This is a genomic window from Alphaproteobacteria bacterium (assembly GCA_016124955.1).
GTDB lineage: Bacteria > Pseudomonadota > Alphaproteobacteria > UBA9219 > RFNS01 > RI-461.
Window position 1 is genome coordinate 282,897 of record WGMR01000003.1, and the last position, 13,779, is coordinate 296,675.

Consider the following 13,779-nt stretch of genomic DNA (forward strand, 5'->3'; position numbering starts at 1 on the left):
CTTATTCCTCCTTATCAACCGCCCGGGCTATTTTCTTGCCGGTGGCGGATTCATAGAAGTTCAGATCAATGCCGAAGCTTTCCTTGATCGCCAGCAACCCGGCAAAGGCCGCCACGAAGGTAATGAACCCTACCAGCGCCGTCGCGATCAAAATCCCGAATTGTTCGTGCAAAAGCACAAACAGCGTGGTGGAAATAACGGTCGAGCCGCGCACAAGGTTTGGCACCGTCGTCGCCACCGTAGCGCGCAAGTTGGTGCCGAACTGTTCCGCCGCAGCGGTGTTGAAGATAACCCAATAGCCGCTGGAAATGCCCATCAGGAACATGATGAAGTAGAACATATCGACTTCCATCCCCGCCATAACGAACATGGCGATGCACAGCAGAACGGAAGCACCCATCCACATAAAAATGACCTTCTTGCGGCTTTGCAAAAATTGGCTAATGAGTGCGGCGGCTATTTCACCGAGCACAAGCCCGCTATAGCCATAGGTGATGGAGCGGGATGCCAGCACGCCCGGTATATTAAGCGCATCGGCGATTTCGGGCGAAAAAGCCATCAGGATCGCCACAAGGAAAAATATCGGGAACCCAACGAGAATGGAGGAAATATAGCGCATCAGATTATGGCCGTTCATGACCAAAAGGCGCAGATCGCCGCGCGAAACGCTATCCTTGATCTCGATGCGCTTGAAGACGTCCGATTCCGCCATCTTGGCGCGCGTGAACAGCAAAATGAGCCCGAGTGCGCCGCCGATAATATAGGCGCTCTGCCAATCTATGTTGGTGCCGACATAACCGGCCACCACCCCGCCGATCGCGCCGATCGCACCGGCAAAGCCGGTGCCAAGCCCGCGCGTATGTTTCGGCATAAGCTCGGCGATCAGCGTAATACTCGCACCGATTTCCCCGGCAAGCCCGAGCCCGGCAAGAAACCGGCATAGCGCATATTGCGCAACGGTATCGACATAAGCGTTGGCGATGGTCGCAATCGAATAAAGCAAGATGGACCCGAACAGGATTTCGATGCGCCCGCGCTTGTCGCCCCATATGCCCCAAACCAGCCCGCCGATCAGCATGCCGATGAACTGCATGTTGAGCAGAAGCGCGCCCTTGGTCACGATGGCGTCGCCTTCGAGCCCAAGGCTGCGCAAGCTGTCAACGCGGATAGCGGAAAACAGGATCAGATCGAAGATATCGACGAACCAGCCCAGCGAACAAACCAAAATCGCATAGGTCGTACTACGATCGCCAATATCGCGGGACCAATTGAACGCCATGCGAAAGCCTTTCAGAAGGGTCAGGCGATGATGTCGGGCATCAGCATGTTTTCAAGTTTGGCAATTTGGTCCTTAACTTGCAATTTTCTTTTCTTGAGGCGCTGGACCTGTATCAGATCAGGTACGGTGCGCTGGCTCAGGGCCGTGATCGCATCGTCAAGGTCGCGGTGCTCCGCCTTTAACGTGGCCAGCTTTTCTACCAATTGTTCCTGATCAACAATCATTTATGGGGCGCAACCGTAGCAAAATAGGGGCTCCCGCGCCTTTGGCGGGGTGGCTCCCTATATCAGAAAATTCGTCAAAATGCTATTTTTCTTGCTAATTTCAGGGATAGCCGATTCTCGCAGTCAGGAAGCCAGCCCGTGACCCAGAAGCCAATCAAGCGCATAGCCATCCTGACCAGTGGCGGCGATTGCGCCGGCCTTAACGCCATTATCCGATCCGCCGTGCTGCGCGCCGCCAGCTATGGCTGGGAAATGCTCGGTATCCTTGATGGTGCGCACGGCCTGTTTTTTGATCCGCCGCAGGTACAGCCGTTGACGGTCCAGGATGTCGATACGCTCATGTTGCGGCGCGGCGGAACCATCCTCGGCACCACCAACAAGGGGGATCCCTTCGCCTACCCCATGCCCGATGGCACGGTAAAGGACCGCTCGGATGAACTCCTTGTGCAATGGAACAAGCTGGGCTGCGACGCGCTGATCGGTATCGGCGGCGACGGCAGCCAGGCCATCCTGCTCAAGCTTGCACAAAAAGGCGGGTTTAACCTGATCGGCGTTCCCAAAACCATCGATAACGATCTCGGCATGACAGAAACTTCCGTCGGGTTCGATACCGCGGTCGCGGTGGCGACCGAAGCGCTTGATCGCCTGCAGCCGACCGCAGCCAGCCACGACCGGATCATGGTGCTTGAAGTGATGGGGCGCGATGCCGGGCATATCGCGCTGGCTGCCGGCATTGCCGGCGGCGCGGATGTGATCCTGATCCCCGAAATTCCATACGACATCAACAAGGTCGCCGCGCATATCCGCAAGATCCACGAACGCGGCCGCAGCTTCGCGCTCGTCGTGGTGTCCGAAGCGGTCAAAACGGTATCCGGCAGCGCCATAACCAAGGAATTCAGCGGCGGGCAAAAGCGCCTCGGCGGCATCGGCGCCTATATCGCCGAGCAGATCACCGAGCTTTGCAAGGCGGAAACCCGCGTCACCGTGCTCGGGCATGTGCAGCGCGGGGGGCAACCGAGCGCGCAAGACAGGTTGCTCGCTTCCGCCTTCGGGGTGCGTGCGGTCGATCTGATCAGGGAAGGCAAATCTTATCGTATGGTTGCGTGGTCGAACCGCGAAGTGGTTGATGTCCCCATCGCGGAAGCCATTAAGCACTATCAGGTTGTGGAAAAGCACGGAACGTTAATGCGCACAGCACGCGGACTTGATATCTGCTTCGGTGATTGATTCGCTTTTCTCTCTATATAGAAAAGCTTAGCGCCTGCATGCGATAGTTAGCCGTTTTAATTCCTCGTTAAGGTAAAGATTCAGTTACAGCTTTTTGGAATCCCTGAATAATTCTTCCGGAAGCGAAATCTTATTGCGAATCTAGCTGTCAAGGACTCTTTGCAAAAATCGGTCACGGATTCGGGTGTATAGTTTTGTTGCTCGCCCGAAACAAGGAGAAGCCGATGTCTCTGGTCAAGAGAATAGAAACATTGCGTAACCGCCATTCCGAGCTTGATGCAATCCTCCATGATGAAGAACACAGGCCGCTACCGGACATCAGCCGTGTTCACCGCTTCAAGCGCGAAAAGCTGAAAATCAAGGACGAGATCACGCGATTATCGTCCTTCGTCCCCTATAACCAAGAAGCCCAGCGCCGGAGCGCGTAGAAAAGGCACATCCCCCCCTGAAATTACCCCCGGTCCCGCTGGGAAACCTGTCAGGGCCGGGGGTTTTTATGTCTGCGCCACGCGTTTGATGAAATCCGCGAAGAACCCGAGGCTTTCGGGGTTGGCCAGTGCCGTCTGGTTCGTGACCGGCCTGCCCTGAAACATATTGATCACCGCCATCTCTGCCTTCTTGGCATTGCGGGTCACGGGAATATCCGGCGCTTCATGGATTTCATCCGGCACATGCCGGGGCGATCCCTTGTCGCGCATATGCTTCGCGATCTTGCCCTTCAGCGCATCATCCAGAGCAACCCCGGCGCGCAGCTTCACGAACATATAAATGCGCTCGTCGCCCGGTACGCGCATGCTGGCAACAAGGCTGTTTTCAACTTCCGGCAACTGCTCAACCAGATTGTAAAACTCGCCGGTGCCGATACGCACGCCCTGCCGGTTGGTGGTGGCATCCGATCGGCCATAGATGATCAAACCGCCATGCCTGGTCATTTCGGTCCAGTCGCCATGGCACCAAACGCCGGGGAAACGTTCAAAATAGGCGGCGCGGTACTTTGCGCCATCCGGATCGTTCCAGAACGCAACCGGCATGCAGGGGAATGAACGGCGGCAAACAAGCTCGCCCGCCCCGGTGGTCGAAGCCTTGCCGCTTTCGTCGTACACGGCCATATCGAGCCCGAGCCCGGGCCCCTGTATTTCCCCGCGCCAAACGGGCGAAAGCGGGTTGCCGAGAACGAAGCAGCTTACGATATCGCTACCGCCGGAAATCGAAGCCACAGGCACATCGCGCAGCACATCGGCGTACAGGTAATCGAAATGTTCCGGCAGAAGCGGCGCGCCGGTCGATGTCAGCAGGCGCACGGTTTTCATGCTGTGCGTCTTTTTCGGCTTCAGCCCCATATTCTTGATTGCCTGCACGAAGGGGGCCGAGGTGCCGAACAGCGTAAAGCCGGCCTCGTCGCAGAAATCGAACAGAATGTTGCCGTCCCGCACCGCAGGCATGCCGTCATAGAGCGCAAGCGCCGCACCGAACGCGAGCGATGAAACCAGCCAGTTCCACATCATCCAGCCGCAGGTGCTGTGATAGAACACAACATCGCCCTGCTTCACGTCCGATTGCAGATGCAGTTCCTTCAGATGCTGTAGCAATACGCCGCCCTGGCTGTGCACGAAGCATTTCGGCAGGCCGGTGGTGCCGGACGAGTACAGAATAAAGAGCGGATGCGCGAACGGCAGTTGCTCAAACGCCAGCGGCGGCACACGGCCCGGCACGGCCGCTTCCTGCCATGAAATGGCGTTCGGCAAGCCTTCCGTTTGCGGTTTTTCATTGATATAGGAGGCCACAATGATCTGCTTCAACCCGGGCAATGCTTCGGCCACGATCCGGATTTTCGGCCCGACATCAATCACCTTGCCCTTATAGTAATAACTGTCGGTGGCGATCAGAACTTTCGGTTCGATCTGTGTGAACCGATCGAGGATCAGCCTTTCGCCAAAATCGGGCGAACAGGAAGAAAACGTCGCGCCCACTGCGCTGGTCGCAAGCATTGCGATCACGGCTTCGGGCGTGTTCGCGACCAGGGCCGCCACCCTGTCGCCCGGCTTCACACCCTGCGCACGCAAATGCGCGGCAAGCGCGGCTGTGCGGTCATGCACATCGCCGAAACTTAGCGTTTGCTTGACCTTGTCTTCGCCCCAGAAATGGATTGCGGCTTTGTCGCGCTTGCCCGTCAGCGCGGGCTGCAAAAGATTTTCGGCGTAATTCAGGCGGGCATCCGGAAACCATTGGCTGCCCGGCATTTTGTCGCCATCGACCAGAACCCTGTCGCCCTTGGCGGATGCCTTGACGGCGCAAAAATCCCACAGCAACGACCAGAACTGCTCCCGGTTTTCAACAGACCAGCGATGCAACGCCTTGTAATCGGGCAATGCTACGCCCGCCTGCTTTTCGGCCGCGCGTGCAAAGGCATACATCGCGCTTTGTGCGATGCGCTCCCTGGAGGGGCTGTACATGGGCTGGTCGCCGGTCATGGCTGCTCCGAAGCCGGAATCGAAGCCATGATACTAGCGGCTTAGTTCTGTTCCGTCACCGTTTCGCCGGGCAAGGTGAAATCCTTGCCGGGGGCATCTTCGGCGAACGGGCTTTGCTCGTCGGTTTCGTCGGTGCCCGGATTGTCGGCGGCCAGCGGCATGGGCGCATCCTCGGGCTCAGCGGTCTGGGCGTCTTCCTCGCCGCCCGCCTGTTGCGCGGCAAGACGGGCCGCCTTCGCGGCTTCCTTTTCCTGACGCTTGATGCGGCGTTCCGCCTTCTTGATCGCGGCTTCAAGGTCGCTACGCTTGCAAAGGCCGATCAGAACGGGGTCACGCGGCTTGATCTGCGAAGCATTCCAATGCGTACGGTCACGGATCTTGTTGATCGTGTCCTTCGTGGTGCCGATCAGGCGCGCGATCTGCGCATCCTGCAGATCCGGGTATGTCTTGAGCAGGAAGGCGATTCCGTCCGGCTTGTCCGCGCGCTTGGTGACCGGCGTGTAACGCGGGCCCTTGCTGCGTGCGACCGGCTGCGGCAAATCGGAGCGCAAAATCTTCAGCTTCGCGCGCGTGTCGTTTTCGCAGCGCTTGATCTCCTCGTCCGTAAGCTGGCCCGCCACAACGGGGTTCATGCCGACCATACCGACGGCAACCTCGGCGTCGGCGATCGCCTGCACTTCAAGCGCGTGCAGACCGCAGAAATCAGCAATCTGCTCGAACGAAAGGGTCGTATTGTCCACGAGCCAAACGGCGGTTGCCTTCGGCATCAGGGGCATATGCTGGGCCATAACTCTCTCTCCTTGGTCCAAAAAAAACTAAAAAGCTTGCGCACGCGGCAGCGTTTCCGCAGCCGACGATCCGAAACCTACTTTTCCGGGATCGATTTGATGCACCCATAAGATGCAACGAAGGCGCGCCCTAAAGCGCCGCAACCTCAAGCACAATCTTACCACTATGCTGGCCCGATTCCATAACTTTATGTGCCTCCCCCGCCTCGGAAAGCCTGAATTTCTTATATATCAATGGCTTGAGCAGCCCCGTGGAGACCCACGGCCATATCTGGCGCTCCACCACACCCGCAATACGGGCCTTTTCCTCGGCGCTACGGTGACGCAACGTAGAGCCCGTCAAAACCAGCTGATTGAACATCACGCGCAGCAGATCCACCTGCCCCGTGCGGCCAAGCTGCATGGCGATGCTGACATGCCGACCGTGCGGCGCCAGCACCTGTATGTTGCGCGCAACATAATCGCCGCCCAGGATATCGAACACGACATCAACGCCCCTGTCCTGCGTTTGTTCGCGCACGACCTGCACAAAATCCTCGGTGTTGTAGTTAATCGCGCGATCGGCGCCGCGCTGCTCGCACGTTTTGCATTTCGTATCGCTGCCGGCTGTCGTGAAAACCCGCGCGCCGTGTAACCGCGCCATGCTGATCCCGATCGTACCGATCCCGCTTGCGCCGCCATGAATAAGCACGGAACCATCGGGCTTCAGCCCGCCTGCTTCGAACACATTGGCCCAGACCGTGAAAATCCCTTCGGGCAGCGCCGCAGCCTGGTCATAGCTTACGGTGCTCGCAAGCGGCAGGCATTGCCCGGCTGGCGCAACCGCATATTCGGCGTAACCGCCGCCGTCTAGCAGCGCACAAACCCTGTCGCCTACTTCATAGCGTTTCACGCCCTCGCCAATGGCGGCAACAATGCCCGAAACTTCAAGCCCGAGCACCGGGCTGGCGCCCGGCGGCGGCGGGTATTTGCCCTTACGCTGCAGCAGGTCGGCACGATTCAGCGCCGTACAAGCAACCTTGATCAGCACTTCGCCCGCCGCCGGTTGCGGCACGGCGCGCTCGGCCATCTGCAGGACTTCGGGCCCGCCCTCTTCCGTAATTTCTATATAGTTCATGCGCTCTGGTAACGTCATGGCTACAAGATGCCGTTTTTTGTGTAATATGCAATCACTCTCTGACGACAGGAAAAGCCATGGCCTTCAACCCCGATGAACTCGAACCCCAAAAACCGGTCGCCAAACCCAAAGACCTAACCGTCATGTCGGTTGGCGAACTGAAGGATTATATTACCGAGCTGGAAACCGAAATCGCGCGCACGCGCGACGCAATCGCGAAGAAGGAAAGCCATCGCGGCTCGGTCGAAGGTTTGTTCAGGAGATAACTTGAGGCAGGCCTAGATTTTTACCTGCTGGGCCTGCGGGCGCGCCAGCCAAGCGGGCATCCATGAAGCGCCTTTGCGCAAATCCGGCGCGGGCGGATTACTGCAAATCGCCCATTTGCCGCGCAGCAATTTATACAGCGCATAAAAATACCACCCGCTGTTCGCCATGCAGTAATAGGAAAAGGAAAAATACGGGTCGAAGGAAATCGCACCGCTCACGCCGTATGCCAGCGCGGCAAAGAAAAAGCCGGTCATCATCTTCATGCTGGTTGCCGGATTGCCGGAAGAACCGGCCATATAGCCCGATTTGTCGATCACGGTCCCCTTGCCTGCGCCAAGCAAAAGCCGCGCGAACATCTTGTCCAGCGCCAGCACAAGGCAAAGCACGGGAACGTTGAACAAAAGGATACCGAGGAAAGCCGCCTGCCCGTCTTCAACCGGCAGCGCAAGCGCGGCGGAAACGAACAGCGCGATCAGCATGCCGGTACGTGCAAGCGGGGTCGTCAGCAAACGCACGACGCCGCGCGAACCGTAGGGCGATCCATCGAGGTTTATGTAGGTTCGTCCTGTCATGGCAACGATTTTAAAGATCGCGCCCCCCGGGTCAACCCGAAACAGGTTTATGCTTAATAGGCTCGCGTAATGCCTGCAAAACATACACCCTGAGCGCGCTCGATAGATTGCCGCTACGCCCCGCATCGACCGTCGCGACCAGCCGACTCAGCGATGTACCCCGGCGGCGTGCGATGGTGCGCAGCTCGCGCCAGAACTCTTCCTCCAGCGTTATGCTGGTTTCGTGGCCCGCAATTCGGATGGAGCGTTTTTTAAGCATCGAGATCCGTCTGCATGGGTTGTGCCCTTTGCTTCGCACCGCGCTCCGCCCATTCCCCAAGCACGGTCGCAACCGCATCGGTCAACACACGCAACTCGTCGGGCATGATCGTGAAAGCGGGCGCGAGGTAAACAATGTTATGGAACGGCCTGATCCACACTTCATACGCCGGGAAGCGCGCGCGCATCCAGCGCAGATCGGGCACCGCGTCCAGCTCGACCGCACCGATGGCGCCAAGCGTCCGCACGGCGCGCACACCTTTGATCGCTTTGCATTTTTCAAGCTCGTGCCGCATTTGCGCGCCAATCGCTTCCACCTGCTGCAGCCGCGGTTCCTGTTCGAACAAATCAAGCGAAGCGTTGGCGGCGGCGCAGGCAAGCGGGTTTCCCATATAGGTCGGCCCATGCATGAAGGCATGTTCGGGCGTATCGCTGTAAAAGGCTTCGAACACATGGCGCCGCGCCACTGTCGCCGCCATGGTCACCGCGCCGCCAGTCAGCGCCTTGCCCAGCGCGATGATGTCGGGCACCGCGCCATCGTGGTCGCACGCGAACATCGTGCCGGTGCGGCCGAAGCCCGTAAAAACTTCGTCGAAGATCAGCAGAATGTCGTGCCTGTCGGCCAGCCTGCGCAAATCGCGCAAAACGCCCGGCCCGTACATCAACATGCCGCCCGCGCCCTGCACCAGCGGCTCGACGATCATAGCGGCAATTTCGCTTTTGTGTTCGGCAAGAAAATCGTCGCATGCGCGCAGCGTCGCGGCATCCACGGGCAGATCGAGGAAATATTGTTCGGGCAGATAGCCGGCAAACAGGCTGTGCATGCCTTCCTGCGGGTCGGTCACGCTCATCGCGCCCAGCGTATCGCCGTGATAGGCGTGCCTGAAGGCGACAAGCTTGCGCCGCTTCTGCCCGCGATTGATCCAGTATTGCACCGCCATCTTGAGCGCAATTTCAACCGCCACAGAGCCGGAGTCAGCCAGAAAAACATGATCAAGATCACCTGGCAACAATTTCGCGAGCCGCGCCGCAAGCCGTTCCGCCGGTTCGTGCGTAAAACCTGCGAGCATGACATGGCTGAACCTGTCCGCCTGCTCCTTCAACGCCTCGACAATATGCGGATGGTTATAGCCATGGCACTGCGTCCACCAAGCCGCGATGCCATCGGTCAGCACGCGCCCGTCCGTCAAAAATATCTTGCTGCCCTGCGCGCCCGCGACAGCCAGCGGCGCGGGCATGGTTTTCATCTGGGCATAGGGGAACCACAGATGGCCTTTCATGGGCATCGTCCCGCGATCAATCCAGCGGGCGGGTCATCTCGCCCGGCCGCACGAACTTGTCGAAATCCTCGGCCTTAAGGATACCGAGCGTCACGGCGGCTTCCTTCAATGTCGTGCCTTCGGCATGCGCCTTCTTGGCGATCTTGGCGGCGTTGTCGTAGCCCACATGCGGGTTGAGCGCGGTCACGAGCATCAGCGATTCATGCAAAAGCTTGGCGATGCGCGCCTCGTCGGGCTCGATCCCGCTGATGCAGTTGTCGGTCAGGCTGCGCGCCGCATCGGCCAGCAAGCGCACCGATTGCAGCAAGCAATAAATCATCACCGGCTTGAACACATTCAGCTCGAAATGGCCGTTGGCGCCCGCGACAGAAACCGTCGTGTGGTTGCCCATCACCTGCGCCGCCACCATGGTCATGGCTTCCGCCTGCGTCGGATTGACCTTGCCGGGCATGATGGAGGAGCCGGGTTCGTTTTCCGGCAGCTTCAGTTCACCAAAGCCGCAGCGCGGCCCGGAACCGAGCAAACGCAGATCGTTCGCGATCTTCATGAAGCCGACCGCGATTGTGTTCATAACGCCCGAAGCCTCGACAATCGCATCGTTGGTCGCAAGCGCTTCAAACTTGTTTTGCGCCGTGACAAACGGCTGCTTCGTTACGGCCGCAACCTGCGCCGCAAATTCCTCGGCAAAGCCCTTTTTGGCGTTCAGCCCTGTGCCCACCGCCGTGCCGCCCTGCGCCAGCGGGTAAAGCCGCGGCAAGCATTCGCGCGCGCGCGCAATGGCGTTGCGCACCTGCGTGGCATAGCCGGAAAATTCCTGCCCCAGCGTCAACGGCACCGCATCCTGCAAGTGGGTGCGCCCGATCTTGACGATATCCTTGAACGCCGAAACTTTCTTCTCGAGCGCACCCGCGCAGTGCTCCAGCGCGGGGATCAAGGCATTCGCGATCTCCATCACGGCGGCGATATGCATCGCGGTCGGGAAACTGTCGTTCGAGCTTTGTCCCATATTCACGTGGTCGTTGGGGTGCACGGGCTTCTTGCTACCCTTTTCCCCGCCCAGCAGCTCGATCGCGCGATTGGAAATCACCTCGTTCAAATTCATGTTGGTCTGGGTACCGGAACCTGTTTGCCACACCACAAGCGGAAATTCGTTTTCCATCTTGCCATCGATAATCTCGTCCGCGGCCTTGACCATGGCTTCGCCCAGCTTTTTATCGAGCATGCCAAGCTTCATGTTGGCCAGCGCGGCCGAACGCTTTTGTATGGCGAAGGCGCAAATCAGCGCGGGCGGCATGCGCTCTCCGCCGATCTTGAAATTCTGCAGGCTGCGCTGGGTCTGCGCGCCCCAATAATGCTCGGCGGGCACTTCGATAGGACCGAATGAGTCGGTTTCAATACGGGGGGGCATGTTTTATACTCCACGTAGCGTGTGACACGGCTATCTATTACTATCAAAGCCGCCCGGCAACAACGGCCCCGAAAATGCACGATTTAAAGGTCTTTCGCACCGCCGCCGCCCTGCGCGGCACCATCAAATCGGCGGCGCCGGCGGGCGGGCGGCTGGCGCTTGTGCCCACCATGGGCGCACTGCACGAAGGACACCTTACGCTGGTGCGCCGCGCGCGCGAACTGGCCGATAGTATCGCCGTCTCTATTTTCGTGAACCCGACACAATTCGGCCCGCATGAAGATTTTTCCCGCTACCCGCGCGACGAAGCGGGCGATCTTGAAAAACTGCGCCGCGCGGGCGCAGACTTTGTGTATTGCCCCGATGTGGACGAAATTTATCCCGGCGGACCATCCGCAAGCATCAAGGCAGCGGGCCCTGCGTTGATGGGCATGGAAAACGATTTTCGCCCCGGCCATTTCGATGGCGTCGTAACCGTCGTGCACAGATTATTCGAACAGGTTCAGCCCGCGCTCGCACTGTTCGGCGAAAAGGATTACCAGCAATTGCTGACGATCAGGCGCATGGTGCGCGAACGCGCGTTGCCGATTGAAATCGTCGGCGTTGATATCGTGCGCGAAAGCGATGGGCTCGCGCTCTCTTCGCGCAATATGTATCTCACGCCCGAACAACGCGCCGCTGCGCCCGCGCTGCACGCGGCCATGGTCGTTTGCGCGGCTGAAATGCGCGCAGGAAAACCGCAGGCGAAATCGCTCGATGCGGCGCGCGCGAAAATCGCGGCGGCGGGCTTTGATCTGCAGTATCTGGAAGCGCGCGATGCGGAAACGCTGGCGCGCGCAGACCATATAAGCGCAAAACCGGCTCGCCTGCTGGCGGCGGCCAAGCTCGGGCAAACCCGGCTGATTGATAATATTGAAATCTAGGCCCGGCTTAGCCCGAAACGCAGCCAGCTTCTGCGCGGCTTGGCGCCACACGTGGCATTGGGAAATACGGCGGTGATGGCATCGCGTATTGCCGGCTTGATCGGGGCATCGGCATACTGGTTTTACCTGAAACGCGCTTCCATGCCGTAAACGTCAAATTTTGCCACGCGCTTGCCTTCATCGTTTACCTCGAAGAACGCATCGCCAATCGTTTTTTCGCCCCTGCTCACACTTAGCATCGCTTCGATGATCGCCGGAACATGCTTCGGATCGACCGCAAGCGTACCGCCTGCCGGCACGTAAAAATCACCCCAGGTGCAGCGCCACGTCAGCGGCTCATCTACATCGAGGCAAAGACGCTGCGTATCCGGGTTGACCTTAAACGAACAAACGCTGTCGGCTACGCGCTGGTAATCGCTACGCATGGTTTTGTGTTCAACGGTCCAGATGCCGCGGCCCGTTACAGAAACGCCAACATCCAGGGTGCCCGCATTGAGCTGCGCCCGGTGTTTGGTAATTTCTTCGCCGTACTTTTTAAAAACCTTGATAAAAAGCTTCCTGGCTTCACGCTCGCTATAGAGCTGGCCGTCAAACACCAGCCACAGATCCTTGGCGCGGGCGTTTATCTTGCTAAGCTCAAGGCTTCCTTCGTTGTTCAACGTATTGAAAATTTCACCCAGAAGCGGATACGCGCGGATCGTAGCTTTTTTCGTGTAGGTCTTGCCCTGCTCCAGCAACTTGCAAAGCAGGTTGAAATACGCTTCGTCGCTGACGGGCGGCGGACCGTCTGTCTTAGCTTGCTGCAACGGCGCAACGCTGACTTCTATTTTGCTTCTGTATGGCGCAAACATTGTAAATCTTGCCTGTAAAACACCCTTTTACTGAATAGCTGCTTGTAGCAACCCAAGCGCCCTAAATACAATTAGTTTCACTATTGGCACCTTGTTTGCTCAGTATGTTTCGCGCTCATGCTGTGTTGTGAAATTATATTACCTGCTGAATATGCACAAAACCCTCCCAAAGCATTCATTTCGGTGATATAATGAAAATCTAGCTGTTGGTAAGCCTGTGGACAATTTATTTATACAGTAAAATCAATAACTTATGAGAGTACGGAAAGTTAACGAACTGTTCATTTTTCTCTGGACAAGGGCAAGGTGAATCAGTAGGTTGCGGCCTCTCCGGTGGGCAAGGTCCTGTTCGCCGGTGTGTACTTTGCACAAAACAGACAAGCATCGGGCGCCATAGTGCGACAGGCGCGATGTCGATTTTGTGCTCTTAAATTCAGGATCGGCGGAGGGCGAAACCCTTCCCTTGGCGCAAGCCTCGCGGCTCTTTGACATAGTGAACTTTTTTGAGAAGGGATGCACAGACGGCAACTGCCGGCATCCGCGCCTTCGGGCGCGTGCGTGCTGGTCGGATATCTCGGACCTTAAGCCGGACTCAAGTCCGGTATCACGGTCAGTTGTTTTCTAAGCATCCTGTTAAGTTAAGTTCGATACGCCCTGTTTTCTTTGAGAAATCAGGGGGAACAGGGGACAGTATCAACCCTCGACAGGAGCTGCATAGTGTACAGGCAGCTGACTGTAATAGACGACGAAACTTCGGTTTCGTTCTCTAAATTCAACTTGAGAGTTTGATCCTGGCTCAGAACGAACGCTGGCGGCAGGCCTAATACATGCAAGTCGAACGGGTGTAGCAATACACCAGTGGCGCACGGGAGAGTAATACGTGGGAACGTGCCTTTTGGTTCGGAACAACGTCGGGAAACTGACGCTAATACCGGATAAGCCCTTCGGGGGAAAGATTTATCGCCAAAAGATCGGCCCACGTTAGATTAGCTAGTTGGTAGGGTAACGGCCTACCAAGGCTACGATCGATAGCTGGTCTGAGAGGATGATCAGCCTCACTGGGACTGAGACACGGCCCAGACTCCTACGGGAGGCAGCAGTAGGGAATATTGGA

Annotated in this window: 14 protein-coding genes and 1 rRNA gene; 5 read left to right on the forward strand and 10 right to left on the reverse strand. The window is 57.9% G+C overall.

Features of this window, described 5'->3' with window-relative positions:
• Position 1 precedes the first annotated feature (1 nt).
• Entirely contained in the window at positions 2–1,279 is a 1,278-nt protein-coding gene (locus GC131_02250; protein ID MBI1272891.1) for an MFS transporter, read from the reverse strand.
• A 20-nt stretch (positions 1,280–1,299) separates the two neighbouring features.
• A complete protein-coding gene (locus tag GC131_02255; GenBank protein MBI1272892.1) occupies positions 1,300–1,503 on the reverse strand; it encodes a DUF465 domain-containing protein in 204 nt (67 codons plus the stop codon).
• 153 nt (positions 1,504–1,656) lie between these two features.
• Between GC131_02255 and GC131_02260 the strand changes: the two genes are divergently transcribed.
• Together GC131_02260 and GC131_02265 are read left to right on the forward strand one after the other, a co-directional pair.
• Positions 1,657–2,730: an ATP-dependent 6-phosphofructokinase gene (locus GC131_02260; protein MBI1272893.1), complete on the forward strand. Its 1,074-nt coding sequence runs from the start codon at positions 1,657–1,659 to the stop codon at positions 2,728–2,730.
• A 224-nt stretch (positions 2,731–2,954) separates the two neighbouring features.
• On the forward strand, positions 2,955–3,158 hold the full coding sequence (locus tag GC131_02265; protein MBI1272894.1) for a DUF465 domain-containing protein: 204 nt from the start codon (positions 2,955–2,957) through the stop codon (positions 3,156–3,158).
• A gap of 66 nt (positions 3,159–3,224) precedes the next feature.
• On the opposite strand, the gene GC131_02270 is transcribed toward GC131_02265, so the two are convergent.
• The 3 genes from GC131_02270 to GC131_02280 all read right to left on the reverse strand — a co-directional run bounded on the left by GC131_02270 (position 3,225) and on the right by GC131_02280 (position 7,106).
• Positions 3,225–5,201 (reverse strand): acetoacetate--CoA ligase, encoded by a 1,977-nt coding sequence (locus GC131_02270; GenBank protein MBI1272895.1) that lies wholly within the window; start codon positions 5,199–5,201, stop codon positions 3,225–3,227.
• Positions 5,202–5,242: 41 nt separating this feature from the next.
• Positions 5,243–5,989, reverse strand: a complete 747-nt coding sequence (locus GC131_02275; GenBank protein MBI1272896.1) for a DUF1013 domain-containing protein — start codon at positions 5,987–5,989, stop codon at positions 5,243–5,245.
• A 130-nt stretch (positions 5,990–6,119) separates the two neighbouring features.
• Positions 6,120–7,106: a zinc-binding dehydrogenase gene (locus tag GC131_02280; protein ID MBI1272897.1), complete on the reverse strand. Its 987-nt coding sequence runs from the start codon at positions 7,104–7,106 to the stop codon at positions 6,120–6,122.
• Positions 7,107–7,183: 77 nt separating this feature from the next.
• On the opposite strand from GC131_02280, the gene GC131_02285 reads away from it, so the two are divergent.
• Positions 7,184–7,372: a DUF1192 family protein gene (locus tag GC131_02285; GenBank protein ID MBI1272898.1), complete on the forward strand. Its 189-nt coding sequence runs from the start codon at positions 7,184–7,186 to the stop codon at positions 7,370–7,372.
• A gap of 12 nt (positions 7,373–7,384) precedes the next feature.
• Here the strand turns inward: GC131_02285 and GC131_02290 are convergent, their stop codons facing one another.
• Genes GC131_02290 through fumC form a run of 4 tightly spaced genes read right to left on the reverse strand, consistent with a single transcriptional unit; the run spans position 7,385 to position 10,891 of the window.
• A complete protein-coding gene (locus GC131_02290; protein ID MBI1272899.1) occupies positions 7,385–7,945 on the reverse strand; it encodes a hypothetical protein in 561 nt (186 codons plus the stop codon).
• A gap of 31 nt (positions 7,946–7,976) precedes the next feature.
• Positions 7,977–8,204: an aryl-sulfate sulfotransferase gene (locus tag GC131_02295; protein MBI1272900.1), complete on the reverse strand. Its 228-nt coding sequence runs from the start codon at positions 8,202–8,204 to the stop codon at positions 7,977–7,979.
• On the reverse strand, positions 8,197–9,489 hold the full coding sequence (locus GC131_02300) for an adenosylmethionine--8-amino-7-oxononanoate transaminase (GenBank protein MBI1272901.1): 1,293 nt from the start codon (positions 9,487–9,489) through the stop codon (positions 8,197–8,199). The genes GC131_02295 and GC131_02300 overlap by 8 nt, the downstream gene beginning before the upstream one ends.
• A 10-nt stretch (positions 9,490–9,499) precedes the next feature.
• Positions 9,500–10,891 carry a class II fumarate hydratase gene (fumC, locus tag GC131_02305; protein MBI1272902.1) on the reverse strand — a complete coding sequence of 464 codons (1,392 nt, stop codon included), beginning with the start codon at positions 10,889–10,891 and terminating at the stop codon, positions 9,500–9,502.
• Between the two features lie 74 nt (positions 10,892–10,965).
• Here fumC and GC131_02310 point away from each other — a divergent pair, with 74 nt between their 5' ends.
• Positions 10,966–11,814 carry a pantoate--beta-alanine ligase gene (locus GC131_02310; protein ID MBI1272903.1) on the forward strand — a complete coding sequence of 283 codons (849 nt, stop codon included), beginning with the start codon at positions 10,966–10,968 and terminating at the stop codon, positions 11,812–11,814.
• 122 nt (positions 11,815–11,936) lie between these two features.
• On the opposite strand, the gene GC131_02315 is transcribed toward GC131_02310, so the two are convergent.
• Positions 11,937–12,665 (reverse strand): hypothetical protein, encoded by a 729-nt coding sequence (locus GC131_02315; GenBank protein ID MBI1272904.1) that lies wholly within the window; start codon positions 12,663–12,665, stop codon positions 11,937–11,939.
• 772 nt (positions 12,666–13,437) lie between these two features.
• Here GC131_02315 and GC131_02320 point away from each other — a divergent pair.
• Positions 13,438–13,779 (forward strand): 16S ribosomal RNA (locus GC131_02320); the annotation flags it as partial.

Coding starts and splice junctions, on each gene's coding strand:
- GC131_02250 (MBI1272891.1), bottom strand. CDS start 1,279: ATGGCGTTCAATTGGTCCCGCGATATTGGCGATCGTAGTACGACCTAT.
- GC131_02255 (MBI1272892.1), bottom strand. CDS start 1,503: ATGATTGTTGATCAGGAACAATTGGTAGAAAAGCTGGCCACGTTAAAG.
- GC131_02265 (MBI1272894.1), top strand. CDS start 2,955: ATGTCTCTGGTCAAGAGAATAGAAACATTGCGTAACCGCCATTCCGAG.
- GC131_02270 (MBI1272895.1), bottom strand. CDS start 5,201: ATGACCGGCGACCAGCCCATGTACAGCCCCTCCAGGGAGCGCATCGCA.
- GC131_02275 (MBI1272896.1), bottom strand. CDS start 5,989: ATGGCCCAGCATATGCCCCTGATGCCGAAGGCAACCGCCGTTTGGCTC.
- GC131_02280 (MBI1272897.1), bottom strand. CDS start 7,106: ATGAACTATATAGAAATTACGGAAGAGGGCGGGCCCGAAGTCCTGCAG.
- GC131_02285 (MBI1272898.1), top strand. CDS start 7,184: ATGGCCTTCAACCCCGATGAACTCGAACCCCAAAAACCGGTCGCCAAA.
- GC131_02290 (MBI1272899.1), bottom strand. CDS start 7,945: ATGACAGGACGAACCTACATAAACCTCGATGGATCGCCCTACGGTTCG.
- GC131_02295 (MBI1272900.1), bottom strand. CDS start 8,204: ATGCTTAAAAAACGCTCCATCCGAATTGCGGGCCACGAAACCAGCATA.
- GC131_02300 (MBI1272901.1), bottom strand. CDS start 9,489: ATGCCCATGAAAGGCCATCTGTGGTTCCCCTATGCCCAGATGAAAACC.
- fumC (MBI1272902.1), bottom strand. CDS start 10,891: ATGCCCCCCCGTATTGAAACCGACTCATTCGGTCCTATCGAAGTGCCC.
- GC131_02310 (MBI1272903.1), top strand. CDS start 10,966: ATGCACGATTTAAAGGTCTTTCGCACCGCCGCCGCCCTGCGCGGCACC.
- GC131_02315 (MBI1272904.1), bottom strand. CDS start 12,665: ATGTTTGCGCCATACAGAAGCAAAATAGAAGTCAGCGTTGCGCCGTTG.